Annotated in this window: 14 protein-coding genes; all 14 read left to right on the plus strand. The window is 71.8% G+C overall.

What is annotated here, in order from left to right; genetic code table 11:
- Positions 1 to 81 precede the first annotated feature (81 nt).
- The 14 genes from AB0E96_RS25510 to AB0E96_RS25575 all read left to right on the plus strand — a co-directional run bounded on the left by AB0E96_RS25510 (position 82) and on the right by AB0E96_RS25575 (position 16,671).
- A complete protein-coding gene (locus AB0E96_RS25510; protein WP_359827632.1) occupies positions 82 to 1,956 on the plus strand; it encodes a penicillin-binding protein 2 in 1,875 nt (624 codons plus the stop codon).
- A gap of 7 nt (positions 1,957 to 1,963) precedes the next feature.
- On the plus strand, positions 1,964 to 3,616 hold the full coding sequence (locus AB0E96_RS25515; protein ID WP_359827633.1) for a UDP-N-acetylmuramoyl-L-alanyl-D-glutamate--2,6-diaminopimelate ligase: 1,653 nt from the start codon (positions 1,964 to 1,966) through the stop codon (positions 3,614 to 3,616).
- Positions 3,613 to 5,016 (plus strand): UDP-N-acetylmuramoyl-tripeptide--D-alanyl-D-alanine ligase, encoded by a 1,404-nt coding sequence (gene murF / locus AB0E96_RS25520; RefSeq protein ID WP_359827634.1) that lies wholly within the window; start codon positions 3,613 to 3,615, stop codon positions 5,014 to 5,016. Before AB0E96_RS25515 ends, murF begins: the two co-directional genes overlap by 4 nt.
- The gene (gene mraY / locus AB0E96_RS25525; RefSeq protein ID WP_359827635.1) at positions 5,016 to 6,077 is read left to right on the plus strand and encodes a phospho-N-acetylmuramoyl-pentapeptide-transferase; all 1,062 of its coding nucleotides are present in this window, start codon (positions 5,016 to 5,018) and stop codon (positions 6,075 to 6,077) included. Before murF ends, mraY begins: the two co-directional genes overlap by 1 nt.
- Positions 6,074 to 7,546, plus strand: a complete 1,473-nt coding sequence (gene murD / locus AB0E96_RS25530; protein WP_359827636.1) for a UDP-N-acetylmuramoyl-L-alanine--D-glutamate ligase — start codon at positions 6,074 to 6,076, stop codon at positions 7,544 to 7,546. Before mraY ends, murD begins: the two co-directional genes overlap by 4 nt.
- Positions 7,547 to 7,647: 101 nt before the next feature.
- Positions 7,648 to 8,961 (plus strand): putative lipid II flippase FtsW, encoded by a 1,314-nt coding sequence (ftsW, locus tag AB0E96_RS25535; protein ID WP_359827638.1) that lies wholly within the window; start codon positions 7,648 to 7,650, stop codon positions 8,959 to 8,961.
- 6 nt (positions 8,962 to 8,967) lie between these two features.
- Positions 8,968 to 10,074, plus strand: coding sequence for an undecaprenyldiphospho-muramoylpentapeptide beta-N-acetylglucosaminyltransferase (murG, locus tag AB0E96_RS25540; protein WP_355249876.1), 1,107 nt, complete (start codon positions 8,968 to 8,970; stop codon positions 10,072 to 10,074).
- Positions 10,067 to 10,843, plus strand: a complete 777-nt coding sequence (locus AB0E96_RS25545) for an FtsQ-type POTRA domain-containing protein (protein WP_359827640.1) — start codon at positions 10,067 to 10,069, stop codon at positions 10,841 to 10,843. The genes murG and AB0E96_RS25545 overlap by 8 nt, the downstream gene beginning before the upstream one ends.
- Positions 10,844 to 11,207: 364 nt before the next feature.
- Positions 11,208 to 12,440: a cell division protein FtsZ gene (ftsZ, locus tag AB0E96_RS25550; RefSeq protein WP_359827642.1), complete on the plus strand. Its 1,233-nt coding sequence runs from the start codon at positions 11,208 to 11,210 to the stop codon at positions 12,438 to 12,440.
- Positions 12,437 to 13,168, plus strand: coding sequence for a peptidoglycan editing factor PgeF (pgeF, locus tag AB0E96_RS25555; protein ID WP_359827644.1), 732 nt, complete (start codon positions 12,437 to 12,439; stop codon positions 13,166 to 13,168). Before ftsZ ends, pgeF begins: the two co-directional genes overlap by 4 nt.
- A complete protein-coding gene (locus tag AB0E96_RS25560) occupies positions 13,168 to 13,956 on the plus strand; it encodes a YggS family pyridoxal phosphate-dependent enzyme (protein WP_359827645.1) in 789 nt (262 codons plus the stop codon). Before pgeF ends, AB0E96_RS25560 begins: the two co-directional genes overlap by 1 nt.
- A 306-nt stretch (positions 13,957 to 14,262) precedes the next feature.
- Entirely contained in the window at positions 14,263 to 14,880 is a 618-nt protein-coding gene (gene sepF / locus AB0E96_RS25565; RefSeq protein ID WP_224276937.1) for a cell division protein SepF, read from the plus strand.
- Between the two features lie 100 nt (positions 14,881 to 14,980).
- Positions 14,981 to 15,262 carry a YggT family protein gene (locus AB0E96_RS25570; protein WP_030060143.1) on the plus strand — a complete coding sequence of 94 codons (282 nt, stop codon included), beginning with the start codon at positions 14,981 to 14,983 and terminating at the stop codon, positions 15,260 to 15,262.
- 59 nt (positions 15,263 to 15,321) lie between these two features.
- On the plus strand, positions 15,322 to 16,671 hold the full coding sequence (locus tag AB0E96_RS25575) for a DivIVA domain-containing protein (protein ID WP_359827647.1): 1,350 nt from the start codon (positions 15,322 to 15,324) through the stop codon (positions 16,669 to 16,671).
- Positions 16,672 to 16,813 lie beyond the last annotated feature (142 nt).

Raw genomic sequence — 16,813 nt, forward strand, 5'->3', positions numbered from 1 at the left:
ACGCCGACCGGCGGACCGCTCGGGGCCGATCAAACACGGAAACCGGCCCTGGCAAGGGCTGTTGTCTGATGAACTCCGTCCGTGGCCGTCACCTGCCGGCTGCGGGTGATCACCGTGGTGCTGTCGCTGGTGTTCTCCGTCTTCGCGGGCCGCCTGGTGCAGCTCCAGCTGGTGGACGCCGACGCGCTGGCCGCCGACGCCAACACCAACCGCTACCTGAACATCCCGATCACCGCCGAACGCGGCTCGATAACGTCCTCCGACGGGGTCGCGCTGGCGGCCACCGTGGACGCGTACGACATCACCGCCGACCCGGCGATGTTCACCCCCGAGGCGACCGGCATCCCGGACGCGCCGGAGCAGGCGGCCGCGCTGCTGTCGCCGATCCTCGGCGTGCCCAAGGAGAAGATCGCCGCCGACCTGCACACCCCCAAGACCCGCTACAAGCGGCTCGCGGCCCAGCAGACCCCGGCCGCCAAGAAGCAGATCAGCGACCTCAAGTCGGGCCTGGAGAAGCAGGCCGGCTCGCGGGCCTGCCAGGCCCAGAAGAAGCTGCTCGGCAAGCCCGCCGACCAGGGCGGGCGCACCCGGGTGGACAACGAGTGCGCCAACCCGCTGGCCGGCGTGTTCAACCGGGAGACCCAGAAGCGGATCTACCCGGCGGACGGGCTGGCCGCCAACCTGGTCGGCTTCGTCAACGCCGAGGGCGAGGGCGCCGGCGGCCTGGAGCTCCAGTACCAGAAGCTGCTGGCCGGCAAGGACGGCCACAGCAGCTACGCCCAGTCGGGCGGGCGGCTGGTGCCCACCGCCGGGGGCTCGATGGACCCGGCCGTGCCGGGCAGCGACGTCAAGCTGACCATCAACCGGGACGTCCAGTGGGCCGCCCAGCGGGCGATCACCGACCAGGTGGCCAACTCCGGCGCGGAGAAGGGCTACGTGGTGGTCCAGGACGTGAAGACCGGTCAGGTCATCGCGATGGCCACCGCGCCCGGCTTCAACCCGAACGACCTGAGCCTGTCCAAGCAGGCCAACCTGGGCAACCCCGCCCTGGGCGACGCGTACGAGCCGGGCAGCACCGCCAAGCTGATGAGCATGGCCGCCGTGCTGGACTCCGGCAAGGCCACCTGGGACACCAAGGTCACCGTGCCCAACCGGCTGGTCCGGGCCGGGCAGCAGTTCAAGGACGACGTCGACCACGACACCTGGTACCTGACGCTGGCCGGGGTGCTGGCCAAGTCCTCCAACATCGGCACCATCGAGGCCGTGGAGACCCTCGGCGGCGGTGACCAGCTGGAGGCCAACAAGGTCCTGGACGGCTACATGCGCAAGTTCGGCGTGGCCGAGCCGACCGGCCTGGGCTTCCCCGGGGAGACGGCCGGCAAGCTCAAGAAGCCGGAGGACCTGGTCGCGTCGGAGAAGTACAACATCTCCTTCGGCCAGGGCCCGATGCAGATGAACGCGCTCCAGGCGACCTCGGTCTACTCGACCATCGCCAACGGCGGGGTGCGGGTCGCGCCCAGCATCGTCCAGGGCGTCACCGACCCGAACGGCACGTACAAGCCGAGTTCGCCGGGGGAGCAGACCAGGGTGGTCAGCCCGGAGACGGCCAAGACCCTCACCTCGATGCTGGAGTCGGTGGTCGACGACGAGCAGGGCACCGGCGGCAAGGCCGCGATCCCCGGCTACCGGGTCGCGGGCAAGACCGGCACCGCCAACCGGGGCGCCGCCAACGGCGTCGGCTACGACGGCTACACCGCCTCCTTCATCGGCTTCGCCCCCGCCGACGCCCCCCGGTACACCGTCTCCTGCACCCTGCAGGGCCCGGTCAACGGCCACTTCGGCGGCCAGCTGTGCGGCCCGGTGTTCAAGCAGGTGATGGAGTTCACCCTGAAGACCATGCAGGTCCCGCCGAGCGGCAGCCAGGCGCCCAACCTCACCGTCGACTGGAAGCCGTGAGCGAGTGATGAGCAACGAACGGGCCGGGCTGGAGCACGGCGCGGCGGAGGGCCGGTTTGGCCCTGGACACCCTTCGGCGGATAGCCTTCCCGCCGTGCCGAAACCCGATCAAACCACCGTGAGTCCGCCCCGCCCGACCGGGACGACCGCCCTGCCGCTCGCGAAGCTGGCCGCCGAACTGGGCCTGCCGCCCGTCGAGGGCGGCGCCGTCGGCGGCGTCACCCACGACTCCCGCGCCGTCCGGCCGGGCGACGTGTACGTGGCCTTCCCGGGCGCCAACCACCACGGCGCGGCGTTCGCCGCCAAGGCCGCCGAGGCCGGCGCGGTGGCGGTGCTCACCGACCCGGCCGGCGCCGAGATCGCGGCCCCCACCGGGCTGCCCCTGCTGGTCGTGGACCGGCCGCGGGCCGTCATGGGCGAGCTGGCCGCGATCGTCTACGGCCGTCCCTCCGAGCGGCTGCTGATGATCGGGCTGACCGGCACCAACGGCAAGACCACCACCTCGTACCTGGTCGAGGGCGGCCTGCGCGGCGCCGGGCGCAGCCCGGGCGTGATCGGCACCGTCGAGATGCGGGTCGGCGAGGAGCGGATCAAGAGCGAGCGCACCACCCCCGAGGCCACCGACCTGCACGCGATCCTCGGCGTGATGGCCGAGCGCGGCGCCGACGCGGTGACCATGGAGGTCTCCAGCCACGCCCTGGTCTTCGGCCGCACCGACGGGGTCGCGTACGACGTCGCGCTGTTCAACAACCTGACCCCCGAGCACCTCGACTTCCACCCGGACATGGAGGACTACTTCCAGGCGAAGGCCCGGCTCTTCCAGCCCGGCAAGTCCCGCCTCGGCGTGGTCAACCTGGACGACGAGTACGGCCGCCGGCTCGCCGCCGAGGCCAAGATCCCGGTGACCACCTTCTCGGCCACCGGTGCCGCCGAGGCCGACTGGCGTGCCGTGGACGTCCGGCTGGGCCCGGTCGGCTCCACGTTCCGGGTGCTGGGCCCGGAGGGCGCCGAGGCCGAGGCCTCCGTCCCGCTGCCCGGCCCGTTCAACGTCGCCAACGCGCTCGCCGCGATCACCGTGCTGGTCGCCGCCGGGCTGCCGCTGGAGCGGGCGGTGGCCGGCGTGGCCGCCGTCCCCGGCGTGCCCGGCCGGCTGGAGCGGGTGGACGCCGGACAGCCGTTCGTCGCCGTCGTCGACTACGCGCACAAGCCGGACGCCCTCAAGGCCGTCCTCGCCTCGCTGCGCGAGGTCACCGAGGGCCGGCTGCACGTCGTCGTCGGCTGCGGCGGCGACCGCGACCCGCACAAGCGCGGCCCGATGGGCGCCATCGCCGCCCGCCTGGCCGACACCGCCCTGCTGACCAGTGACAACCCGCGCAGCGAGGACCCGCTGGCGATCCTCGCCACCATGCTGACCGGCGCCGCCGCGGTGCCCGAGGCCGAGCGCGGGGCCGTCCTGGTCGTCCCCGACCGGGCCGAGGCGATCGAGCTCGCCGTCGCCGGCGCCCGGGCGGGGGACACCGTGCTGGTGGCAGGCAAGGGCCACGAGCTCGGCCAGTACGTACGAGACGAGATCCGCCCCTTCGACGACCGGGAGGTGCTGCGCGAATCCATCGCGCGGACCACGGCCGCACGGGGCGACCGAGGAGTAGAGCAGCAGTGATCGCACTGACCCTCGCCGAGGTGGCCGCCGCCGTCGGAGGCACGCTGGACGGCGCCGACCCGGACGCCGTGGTCACCGGACCGGTCGAGGTCGACTCGCGGAAGGTGAGCCCCGGCGGCCTGTTCGCGGCCTTCGTCGGCGAGAACGTGGACGGCCACGACTACGCGGCCAAGGCGGTCGGGGACGGCGCCGTCGCGGTGCTGGCCTCCCGCCCGGTCGGCGTGCCCGCCGTCCTGGTGGACAGTGTGGTGGAGGCGCTCGGCCGGCTGGCCCGCGCCGTGGTCGCCCGTGCCGAGGGCACCGCCGTGGTCGCGATGACCGGCTCGGCCGGCAAGACCAGCACCAAGGACCTGATCGCCCAGCTGCTCCGGCACCGCGGCGCGACCGTCTTCCCGCCCGGCTCGCTCAACAACGAGATCGGCCACCCGATGACCGCGCTGCGGGTCGAGGCCGACACCCGGCACCTGGTGCTGGAGATGGGCGCCCGGCACAAGGGCGACATCGAGTACCTCACCTCGATCACCCCGCCCCGGATCGGCGTGGTCCTCAACGTCGGCACCGCCCACGTCGGCGAGTTCGGCTCCCAGGAGGCGATCGCCGAGGCCAAGGGCGAACTGGTCGAGGCACTGCCCGCCGACGGCGCCGCGATCCTCAACGCGGACGACCGGCTGGTGCGCGCGATGGCCTCCCGTACCAGGGCGAAGGTGGTCCTGTTCGGGGAATCACCGGACGCCCACGTGCGGGCCACCGACGTTCGCCTGGACGCCACCGGGCGGCCATCGTTCACGCTCACCACCCCGGCCGGTTCCGCGCCCGTGCAGCTGCGCCTGTACGGTGAGCACCACGTCTCGAACGCCCTCGCCGCCGCCGCGGTGGCGGTGGAGCTCGGGATGTCCGTCGACGACACCGCGGCAGCCCTGGGCGAAGCGGGTGCGCTGTCCCGCTGGCGCATGGAGGTCGTCGACCGGGCCGACGGTGTCACCGTCGTGAACGACGCCTACAACGCGAACCCCGACTCGATGCGGGCCGCGCTGCGGGCGCTCGTCTCGATGGGGGGCCGGGGTCCGGAGCGCCGCCGCACCTGGGCGGTGCTCGGCGAGATGCGGGAGCTCGGCGAGGAGAGCCTGGCCGAGCACGACGCCATCGGGCGGCTCGCCGTCCGGCTGGACGTCACCAAGCTGGTGGCGGTCGGCGGACGCGAGGCGGCCTGCATGGAACTCGGCGCGAGGAACGAAGGTTCGTGGGGTGAGGAGTCGGTGCTGGTGTCCGACGCGGACGCGGCGGTCGAGCTGCTGCGCAGTCAGCTTCGGCCGGGGGATGTGGTCCTGGTGAAGGCTTCCCGTTCGGTGGGGCTGGAGAAGGTGGCCGAGGCCCTCCTGGCGGACGGTGTGGCCGAATAATGAAGCAGATCCTTTTCTCCGGGATGATCGGTCTCATCCTGTCGCTGCTCGGCACCCCGGCCCTGATCAAGGTGCTCGCGAAGCACGGCTACGGCCAGTACATCCGTGACGACGGCCCCAAGGCGCACCACAGCAAGAAGGGCACGCCCACCATGGGCGGCATCGCCTTCATCCTGGCGACCCTGATCGCGTACTTCGCCACGAAGGCGATAACGGGCGAGAGCCCGACGGCCTCCGGGCTGCTGGTGCTCTTCCTGACCGCGGGTCTGGGCCTGGTCGGCTTCCTGGACGACTACATCAAGGTGGTCAAGCGCCGCTCGCTGGGCCTGCGGGCCAAGGCGAAGCTGGCCGGCCAGTCGATCGTCGGCCTCGGGTTCGCCGTCCTGGCGATGCAGTTCCCGGACGACCGCGGCCTCAACCCGGCGTCCCAGAGCCTGTCCTTCGTCCGGGACTTCAAGTGGGCGATCGGCCCCGTCCTGTTCGTCATCTTCGCGTACTTCATGATCGCCGCGATGTCGAACGGCGTGAACCTGACGGACGGTCTGGACGGCCTCGCCACCGGTGCCTCGGTGATGGTCTTCGGCGCCTACACCTTCATCGGCATCTGGGAGCACACCCAGAGCTGCGCCTACGCCATCACCGCGACCGCCAACTGCTACGACATCCGCGACCCGCTGGACCTCGCCGTCGTGGCCTCCGCCCTGATGGGCTCCTGCTTCGGCTTCCTGTGGTGGAACACCTCGCCCGCCAAGATCTTCATGGGTGACACCGGCTCGCTCGCCCTCGGCGGCGCCCTGGCCGGCCTGGCGATCTGCTCCCGCACCGAGCTGCTGCTCGCCCTGCTCGGCGGCCTCTACGTGATCATCACCCTCTCGGTGATCATCCAGGTCGGTTCCTTCCGGATGACCGGCAAGCGCGTCTTCAAGATGGCGCCGTTGCAGCACCACTTCGAACTCAAGGGCTGGACCGAAGTCCTGATCGTGGTCCGGTTCTGGATCATCCAGGGCCTCTGCGTCGCCGTCGGCCTCGGCCTGTTCTACGCGGGATGGGTGACCGGATGACAGACCCCGACCTGACCGGCCGGGCCCCGGCCGACCCGGCCAACCCGGACTTCGCCGGCCTGTCGGTCGTCGTCGCCGGGCTCGGCGTCTCGGGCATCAGCGCCGCGCGCGTCCTGCACGGCCTCGGCTCCCGGGTCACCGTGGTGGACGGCGGCAGCGGGCCCGGCCTGGCCGCCCGGGCCGCCGGGCTGGAGGCGCTGGGCGTCACCGTGCGGCTCGGCGACGGCGCGAGCCTGCCCGAGGGCACCGAGCTGATCGTCACCTCGCCCGGCTGGGCGCCGGACAGCCCGCTGTTCGCCGCCGCCGAGGCGGCCGGGGTGCCGGTCTGGGGGGACGTCGAGCTGGCCTGGCGGCTGCGCAGGCCGCTGCCCGGCACCGGCGAGCCCGCCCCCTGGCTGGCCGTCACCGGCACCAACGGCAAGACCACCACCGTCCAGATGCTCGCCTCGATCCTCACCGCCGCCGGCAAGCGCACCGCCGCGGTCGGCAACGTCGGGGTCTCGGTGCTGGACGCGGTGCTCGCCGAGGAGCCGTACGACGTGCTCGCCGTCGAGCTCTCCAGCTACCAGCTGCACTGGGCGCCCTCGCTGCGCCCGTACTCGGCGGCGGTGCTCAACCTGGCGCCCGACCACCTCGACTGGCACGGCTCGATGGAGGCGTACGCCGCCGACAAGGGCCGGATCTACGAGGGCAACGTCGTCGCCTGCGTGTACAACCTGGCCGACCCGGCCACCGAGGCGCTGGTCCGCGAGGCCGACGTCGAGGAGGGCTGCCGGGCGGTCGGCTTCGGCCTCGGCGCGCCCGGCCCGTCGAACTTCGGCGTGGTGGACGGGCTGCTGGTGGACCGGGCCTTCGTCGAGGACCGGGCCAAGAACGCGGCCGAGCTGGGCGCCGTCGAGGACGTGCACCCGCCGGCCCCGCACAACATCGCCAACGCGCTCGCCGCGGCGGCGCTGGCCCGGGCGTACGGCGTCGAGCCGAAGGCCGTCCGGGAGGGTCTGCGGGCCTTCCGCCCGGACGCCCACCGGATCGCCGAGGTCGGCACGGTCCGTGAGGTCACGTACGTCGACGACTCCAAGGCCACCAACACCCACGCGGCGGCCGCCTCGCTGGCCGCCTACCGGCCGATCGTCTGGATCGCCGGGGGCCTGGCCAAGGGCGCGACCTTCGACGACCTGGTGCGGGGCGCGGCCGAGCGGCTGCGCGCGGTGGTCCTGATCGGCCAGGACCGCGCGGTGATCCGGGAGGCCCTGGAGCGACACGCTCCGGATGTGCCGGTGATCGAGGCGGCCGAGGGCCAGACTGGCGCGGTGGCGATGGCCGAGGTCGTTCGAACGGCCGCGTCGCTCGCCCGATCGGGTGACACGGTGCTGCTGGCACCGGCCTGCGCCTCGATGGACATGTTCACCAACTACGGCGAGCGCGGCGACCTCTTCGCGGCGTCCGTGCGGGAGCTGGCGGGCGAGTAGGCGGGCCGGCGCGGTAGTCGGACGGAGAGAGTGAGCGGGGAGCGGTGGCGGGGCAGGGCAGAGCGGATTCCGGCGTTGTGAAGCGGGATGCCGCCGAGCCGATGAGAGTGATCTCCGCCACCACGACGAAGTACAAGTCGGCCGGTCCGCTGGCCCGCGTCCAGGCCTTCCGGGCCCGGGTGCGGTACTGGCTGGACCGGCCGCTCACCCCGTACCTGCTGGTCGTCGGCAGCACCCTGCTGCTGGTGGTGCTGGGCCTGATGATGGTCTTCTCGGCCTCGCAGATCCTCGCCCTGAACCAGCACCACACGGCGCAGTACTACTTCCTCAAGCAGTCGATCGCGGCCATCCTCGGCCTGGTCCTGCTGATCGGCTTCGCCTCCGTGCCGGTGGCGGTGCTGCGGGTGATCACCTACCCGGTGATGATCGCCGTGATCGGCGCCCTCACCCTGGTCGCCATCCCCGGCATCGGGGTGCGGATCAACGGCAACCAGAACTGGCTGGACTTCGGCTTCTTCCAGTTCCAGCCCTCGGAGTTCGCCAAGCTCGCGCTGGTGCTCTGGGGCGCCGACCTGCTCGCCCGCAAGCAGAAGGCCGGCACCCTCAACTCGTGGAAGCACCTGCTGGTGCCGCTGGTGCCGGGGGCCCTGCTGCTGCTCGCGCTGATCATGTTCGGCGGCGACATGGGCACCTCGATGATCCTGGTGGCCATGGTGTTCGCGCTGCTCTGGATGGTCGGCGCGCCGCTGCGGCTGTTCGTGGCCACCCTCGGGGTGGCGGTGGTGGTCTGCACCGCGCTGGTGGTCACCGTGCCGCACCGGGCGGAACGGCTGGGCTGCATCGGCGTCACCAAGATCGACCCGGAGGGAGCCTGCTTCCAGGCCCTGCACGGCGTCTTCGCGTTCGCCAACGGCGGCGGCTTCGGCACCGGCCTCGGCGCCGGCGTGGAGAAATGGGGCCAGCTGCCCGAGGCGCACACCGACTTCATCTTCGCCGCGACCGGTGAGGAACTCGGTCTGGTGGGGACGCTGTCGGTCCTCGGTCTCTTCGCGGCACTAGGCTACGCGGGTATCCGTGTGGCCATCGGTACGAAGGACCCCTTCGTCAGGTACGCCGCGGGAGCCGCCACCACCTGGATCATGGCGCAGGCCATGATCAACCTGGGGTCGGCGCTGGGACTGCTGCCCATCGCGGGCGTCCCGCTCCCGCTGTTCTCCTACGGCGGTTCCGCCATGCTGTCGGCCATGTCCGCGATCGGTGTGCTGCTGTGCCTGGCGCGCAGCACCTCCGGCGCGAAGGCGGCCCTGGCCGCCCGGAGCAAGAACTCCCGGATCAGGAGACAACTGGCCCGGGTGCTGCCACGACGACGAACCACAGCGCGCCCGGCCCCGGGGCCGGCACGCAGGGAGCGGTGAATTTCGGTGCATGTCGTACTCGCCGGCGGGGGGACCGCCGGTCACATCGAGCCGGCCATGGCCCTCGCGGATGCCCTCCGCAGGCACGACCCGTCCGTCGGGATCACCGCCCTGGGCACCGAGCGCGGACTGGAGACCCGGCTGGTACCCGAGCGCGGCTACCAGCTGGAGCTCATCCCGGCCGTCCCGCTGCCCCGCAAGCCCACCCCGGAGCTGATCACCGTCCCCGGCCGGCTGCGCGGCACCGTCCGGGCCGCCCAGGAGATCATCGAGCGGGTCAACGCGGACGCCGTGGTCGGCTTCGGCGGCTACGTCGCGATGCCGGCGTACCTGGCCGCCAAGCGGGCCGGGGTGCCGATCGTGGTGCACGAGGCGAACGCCCGCCCGGGCCTGGCCAACAAGATCGGTGCCCGCTACAGCGACTTCGTGGCGGTCTCCACGCCGGACAGCAAGCTGCGCGACTCCCGGTACATCGGCATCCCGCTGCGCCGGACCATCGCCACCCTGGACCGCGCCGCGGCCCGCCCCGAGGCCCGCCAGTACTTCGGCCTCGACCAGCGGCTGCCCACCCTGCTGGTCTCCGGCGGCTCCCAGGGCGCCCGCCGGCTCAACGAGACGATCACCGCGATCGCCCCCCGGCTCCAGCAGTACGGCGTGCAGATCCTGCACGCGGTCGGCCCGAAGAACGAGCTGCCGCAGGTGGCGGACGTCCCCGGGATGCCGCCGTACCGCCCGGTGCCGTACCTGGACCGGATGGACCTCGCCTACGCGGCCGCCGACATGATGCTCTGCCGGGCCGGCGCCATGACGGTGGCCGAGCTGGCGGCCGTCGGCCTGCCGGCCGCCTTCGTCCCGCTGCCGATCGGCAACGGCGAGCAGCGGCTGAACGCCCAGCCGATGGTCAAGGCCGGCGGCGGTCTGCTGGTGGACGACGCCGAGCTGACCCCGGACTGGGTCCTGCAGAACGTGCTGCCGGTGCTCACCGACCCGCAGCGGCTGTGGGACATGAGCCGGTCGGCCGCCGAGTTCGGCCGCCGGGACGCCGACGACCTGCTGGTCGGCATGGTCTACGAGGCGATCCAGGCGCACCGCGGCGGTCGCCGCCGTGGCTGACGGCCGGCTCGCCGACCCGCTGGAGGAGGAGTTGGAGGAGGAGGAGTCCGCTCCCCGCCTCCGGCTCTCCCGGCGGGGCATCGTGGTGCTGGGCGTGCTCGGCGCCGCGGTGCTCGGCGTGCTGGCCTGGTTGGTGTTCTTCTCCTCGGTCCTGGACGTGCGCACGGTCGCCGTCCAGGGAGCGAGCGACGACAAGCTGACGGCGGACCAGGTCCGCGAGGCGGTCGGCGGGCTCGGCGACGGGCCGCTGGCGCGCGTGGACCTGGACGCCGTCCAGCACCGGGTGGAGGCGATCCCCCGGGTGGCCAGGGCCGAGGTGTGGCGGGGCTGGCCGCACACCCTGCGGGTGAAGGTCGTGGAGCGCAAGGCCGTAGCCGCGGTCAAGGGCGATGACGGTCAGTTCACCCAGGTGGATGCCGGGGGCGTGAGCTTCGCCACCGAACCGGCCCCGCCGGAGGGCGTTCCGGTGGTCGAGCTGCGACTCAGTCAGCAGGCGAACGACGTGGACGGGGTGATCTCCCGTTCGCAGTTGGTGCAGGGCGCGGTGGCGGTGGCCGCCGGCCTGCCGCCGGAGGTCGCCAAGCGGGCCGGCTCGGTGCTGGTGCACTCGTACGACGACATCCAGTTGCAGCTCAGCGGGGGTGCGACGGTGCGCTGGGGGAGTCCGGAGCAGATCGACCGGAAGGCCCGGGTACTGGTCGCGCTGATGAACCAGAAGGGCACGAACTTCGACGTGACGGCGCCGGAGGCGCCGGCGGTGTCGGGATGATCCGGTAGGTTCTCTGCCTGAGGGAGGGGTTGACGCCTTGAAGTGTCGGCCCGACTCTTGGTGGTCACCCCCGGTTTCCTAAGCCGGCCGATGATCACATAGGCTCAAAAGAAAAAGGGAAGCTCGGCGTGTTCGTTGAAACACGTGCCTGGAGCCACCTAGTGTCCTGTGTCACCAGACTGTGTTTCCTGGTGATGTGACGGAGGCACAGAACTAACCCTAAAGGTCAAGTTTAGGGTTGGGGTCGGCGGTCGGCATTTCGGACATACAGTCAGAAACCAGGCTCCCTACCCATCGACATCCGTCGGTACGGCCCCGCCCCGGGTCGGGCCGACCCGGAAATTCGAGGCGAGAGGCCTTCGACGTGGCAGCACCGCAGAACTACCTCGCAGTCATCAAGGTCGTCGGAATCGGCGGCGGTGGTGTCAACGCCATCAACCGGATGATCGAGGTCGGTCTCAAGGGCGTCGAGTTCATCGCGATCAACACCGATGCGCAGGCCCTCCTGATGAGCGACGCCGACGTCAAGCTCGATGTGGGCCGTGAACTCACCCGGGGCCTCGGCGCCGGCGCCAACCCCGAGGTCGGCCGCAAGGCCGCCGAGGACCACCGCGAGGAGATCGAGGAGGTCCTCAAGGGGGCCGACATGGTCTTCGTGACCGCCGGCGAGGGCGGTGGCACGGGCACGGGCGGCGCGCCCGTCGTCGCCAACATCGCGCGCTCGCTGGGCGCCCTGACGATCGGTGTGGTCACCCGCCCGTTCACCTTCGAGGGCCGCCGCCGGGCCAACCAGGCCGAGGACGGCATCGCCTCCCTGCGCGAAGAGGTCGACACCCTCATCGTGATCCCGAACGACCGGCTGCTGTCCATCTCGGACCGCCAGGTCAGCGTCCTCGACGCGTTCCGCTCGGCCGACCAGGTCCTGCTCTCCGGTGTCCAGGGCATCACCGACCTGATCACCACCCCGGGCCTGATCAACCTCGACTTCGCCGACGTCAAGTCCGTCATGTCGGACGCCGGTTCGGCGCTCATGGGCATCGGCTCGGCCCGCGGCGAGGACCGCGCCAAGGCCGCCGCCGTGATGGCGATCTCCTCGCCGCTGCTGGAGGCCTCGATCGACGGCGCCCGCGGCGTGCTGCTGTCCATCTCGGGCGGCTCCGACCTCGGCCTGTTCGAGATCAACGAGTCGGCCCAGCTGGTCAGCGAGGCCGCCCACCCCGAGGCGAACATCATCTTCGGTGCGGTCATCGACGACGCGCTCGGCGACGAGGTCCGGGTCACCGTCATCGCGGCGGGCTTCGACGGCGGGCAGCCGCCGGCGATCGTCCGCGACCCGGTCGTCAAGTCCACCACCCCGGAGCGCCCGGCCACCCCGCCGGCCGCCCCGGAGCGTCCGGCCGGCCGCCCCTACGGGACCATCGGCTCGGTGACGTCCCGTTCGGAGGGCGAGTCCTCGTCCTCCGCGCCGAGCCGGACCGCCGAGACCCCGGCCACCACCACCGCCTCCGCCCCGGTGCCGCCGCAGGTGCAGCCGGCCCGGCAGCCGTTCGTGGAGAGCCCGGCCGAGGAACTCGACGTCCCGGACTTCCTTAAGTGATCGATCACGCGATCCGCGCGGGTGCTCACTTCGCCTTCACCTCACGGTGGGGCGGGGTGAGCACTTCGCCGTACGGGGAGCTCAACCTCGGCGGCGCGGTGGGGGACGACCCGCTGGCCGTGCGGGAGAACCGGGCGCTGGCCGCCCGGAGGCTGGGCCTCGACCCGGCCGACGTGGTGTGGATGAACCAGGTGCACGGCGCCGAGGTCGCCGTGGTGACCGAGCGCCAGCCGCTCGGGCAGGCCCCGACGGTGGACGCGGTGGTCTCCGACCGGCCGCTCGCGCTGGCGGTCCTCACCGCCGACTGCACCCCGGTGCTGCTGGCCGATCCGGTGGCGGGCGTGGTGGGCGCGGCCCACGCGGGCCGGCCCGGGCTGGCGGCCGGGGTGGTGCCCGCGGCCGTCCGGGCGATGGTCGAACTGGGCGCGGAGCCCTCGCGGATCACGGCCGCCACCGGACCGGCGGTCTGCGGCCGCTGCTACGAAGTGCCGGCCCAGCTGCGGGCCGAGGTCGCCGCAGTGGTGCCGGAGGCCTTCGCCGAGACCTCCTGGGGCACGCCGGCCCTGGACGTGCCGGAGGGAGTCGCGGCCCAGCTGGCCGCGGCGGGGGTCAACGAGCTGGTGCGATCATCGGTCTGCACCCTCGAATCCGCCGATCACTACTCCTATCGCCGCGAGCAGCGCACCGGGCGGCTCGCGAGCTACGTCTGGTTGGGCTCTGATCACTGATGACGAACGACATCTACGGACCGTTCCCGGGAAGCACCGGGTTCGCCGAGGCCCTGACGGAGGGCCAGCGGGCCCGCTACGAGGAACTCGGCACCAACCTCGACGTGGTCGAGCGCCGGATCGCGGACGCGTGCGCGGCCGCCGGGCGCGCCCGGAGTGAGGTCAAGCTGGTCGTCGTCACCAAGACCTACCCCGCCGAGGACACCGCGCTGCTGGCCGGACTCGGTGTGACGGACGTCGCGGAGAACCGCGACCAGGACGCCGCTCCCAAGGCGGAGCAGTGCAGAAACCTTCCTCTCTCCTGGCACTTCGTCGGCCAGCTGCAGACCAACAAGGTCCGCTCGGTCGTCCGGTACGCGAACCACGTCCACTCGGTGGACCGGCTCCGGCTGGTCGAGTCGCTCTCCGCGGCGGTGCTCAAGTCGGAGCGCCCGGAGCTGGGTTGCCTGGTGCAGGTGGCGCTGGACAAGGCGTACGGGGAGGGTGAACACCGGGCGGGGGTCGCGCCGGAGGACGTCGCGCAACTGGCCGACGCGATCGCCGACACGCCCGGGCTGCGTCTGGACGGTGTGATGACCGTCGCTCCGCTGGCCGGACCACTGGCCGGGGACCCGGCCCGCGCCTTCGATCGGCTGGCGGAAATCGCAACCGCCGTACGGGCGGACCATCCGGCTGCCACCATGGTCTCCGCAGGGATGAGCGGGGACCTTGAGCAGGCGATTGCCGCGGGAGCGACACATGTGCGCGTCGGAACGGCGGTACTCGGAGTGAGGTCACCCCTCAGGTAACGTCACCGGGTAAGTAGATCAGACAGCAGGACAAAATAGGACAGAATCTAGCAGCTCTTCGGAGCGCTAGCGAACCGTGGATCGCAGCTCCGCGGCCCCCACTCCACGCATCTGACCGGCCGTCGGGCTGACACGCCGTCGTGGAGGGACCGCGGAATCCGCAGGCAGGGCCGTCACGAGCCCGGGCTGCCGGGACGGAGCCGGTCCTTGCGGAGAGAGCGAAGCGAGCGACCATCAGAAGGTGCGCGCATCGCGAAGTCGCCACCGAGCGTCAGCGAGGTGGCTATGAGCGGAGGAGACAGGAGCATGGCCGGCGCGATGCGCAAGATGGCGGTCTACCTCGGCCTCGTGGAGGACGAGACGTACGACGGCCAGGGGTACGACCCCGACGACGACTACGACGCGGACCCCGAACCGATCCGGACGGGCCAGCGGACCGAGGACATCCCCCGGCCGGCTCCGGCCCCGGCGGCCGCCGCGCCCGCCCCGGTCTCCTCGATCACCCCGCAACCGGTGCCCGCGGCGGTGCCGATCCGCCAGGAGACTCCGAGGATGGCCCCCGTGTCGTCCATCACACCCGAACGCCGCCACAACCTGGAGAAGAGCGCACCGGTGATCATGCCCAAGGTCGTGAACGAACGAGAGCCCTACCGCATCACCACGCTGCACCCCCGAACCTACAACGAGGCCCGTACCATCGGGGAACAGTTCCGTGGCGGAACCCCCGTGATCATGAATCTGACCGAGATGGACGACACCGACGCGAAGCGCCTCGTAGACTTCGCCGCTGGACTCGTCTTCGGTCTGCACGGCAGTATCGAGCGCGTGACACAGAAGGTGTTCCTGCTGTCGCCTGCTAACGTCGATGTCACGGCGGAGGACAAGGCTCGGATCGCCGAGGGTGGGTTCTTCAACCAGAGCTGACCCGGCCACGACTTTACGTGTGGATCTGATCAACAGTGGGTTTAGCGACAGGTGACGAGCGGCAGGCCCGAGATGTCGGGACCGGGGAGAGGGAAACGCGATGGACATCGTGTGGGCGGTGCTCTACTACGCCCTGACCGTCTTCCTGGTGTTCCTGCTCGTACGACTGGTCATGGACTGGGTCTTCCAGTTCGCGCGTTCGTGGCGGCCCGGCAAGGCCATGGTCCTGGTCCTGGAGGCCACGTACACTGTCACGGATCCGCCGCTCAAGCTTCTTCGGCGGCTCATTCCGCCGTTGCGTTTCGGGGGCGTGGCGCTCGACCTGTCCTTCTTCGTACTGATGATCATTGTGTATGTCCTGATCTCGCTTGTGCACCCCTAGTCGTAGGTGAGCGATGCGACAGGATGCCGGTGTGCCGACGATCACGTTGAGGTGAAGAGATGCCATTGACCCCCGAGGACGTTCGGAACAAGCAGTTCACGACCGTCCGCCTGCGTGAAGGCTATGACGAGGACGAGGTCGATGCCTTCCTCGACGAGGTCGAGGCGGAGCTGACCCGCCTCCTCCGGGAGAACGAGGACCTGCGTGCCAAGCTGGCCGCCGCGACTCGTGCCGCCGCGCAGAACCAGGCCAACCTCCGCAAGGAGCCGCAGCAGGACGCGCCCCGACAGGGCGGCGCTCCGGTGCCCGCCGCCATATCCGGCCCGCCGGTCCCCGGACAGCAGGGTCCGGGCGGCCCCCAGCAGATGGGCCCCGGCGGCCCGCAGCAGATGGGCCCGGGTGGTCCCCAGCAGCAGCAGATGGGCCCCGGCCCCCAGCAGCAGATGGGCAACCAGCCCCTCGGCCTGCCCGCCGGCTCCGCCCCGCAGCTTCCCGCTGCCGGCGGCCCGCAGCAGCAGATGAACCAGACCATGGGCGGCCAGCAGCAGCTGGTCCAGCCGATGGGCGGTCAGATGCTCCAGCCCATGGGCGGCCCCGGTGGCCCGCAGCAGATGGGCAACCCGATGGGCCAGGGCATGGGCCAGCAGCAGATGCAGCCCATGGGCGGCCCCATGGGCGGCCCGCAGCAGATGGGTGGCCCCATGGGCGCCCCGATGCAGCAGCAGGGCCCCGGCGGCGACAGCGCCGCCCGCGTGCTGGCGCTCGCTCAGCAGACCGCCGACCAGGCGATCTCCGAGGCCCGCTCCGAGGCCAACAAGATCGTCGGCGAGGCGCGCAGCCGCGCCGAGGGCCTGGAGCGCGACGCCCGTGCCAAGGCCGACGCGCTGGAGCGGGACGCCCAGGAGAAGCACCGCGTCGCGATGGGCTCGCTGGAGTCGGCACGGGCCACGCTGGAGCGCAAGGTCGAGGACCTGCGGGCGTTCGAGCGTGAGTACCGCACGCGACTGAAGTCGTACCTGGAGACCCAGCTGCGCCAGCTGGAGTCGCAGGCCGACGACTCGCTCGCCCCGCCGCGGATCCCCGCCACCGCCTCGCTGCCGCCGGCGGCCTCGTCGATGGCTCCGGCCGGTGCCGGCGCGATGAGCAGCGGTGCGCCGGGCTTCGGTGGCAACCAGCCGTCCTTCGGGGGCAACTCGCCGTCCTTCGGCGGGAACAGCTCCTTCGGCGGCAGCTCCTCGGCGCCGAGCTTCGGCGGGCAGTCGGCCGGTGGCAACAGCGGTGCGCCGCAGATGCAGCCGGCCGGGATGACCCAGCCGATGGCGGCCGTCCGTCCGCAGCCGCCGCAGCCGATGCAGCAGGCTCCGGCACCGATGCGGGGCTTCCTGATCGACGAGGACGGCGACAACTGAGGTTGTAGCAGAGCCCTTGGGGAGCGCCCCCTTTCCGGCCTTCGGGTCGGGGAGGGGGCGTTCCTGTGTTCGGGGGGGGGGGGCTCTCGGGAGGGTGGGGGGCCGGGGGCGGCTCCGGGGGTGGGTGCTGCGGGGGCTGGAT

The sequence above is a fragment of the Kitasatospora sp. NPDC036755 genome (assembly GCF_040636595.1).
Taxonomy (GTDB): domain Bacteria; phylum Actinomycetota; class Actinomycetes; order Streptomycetales; family Streptomycetaceae; genus Kitasatospora.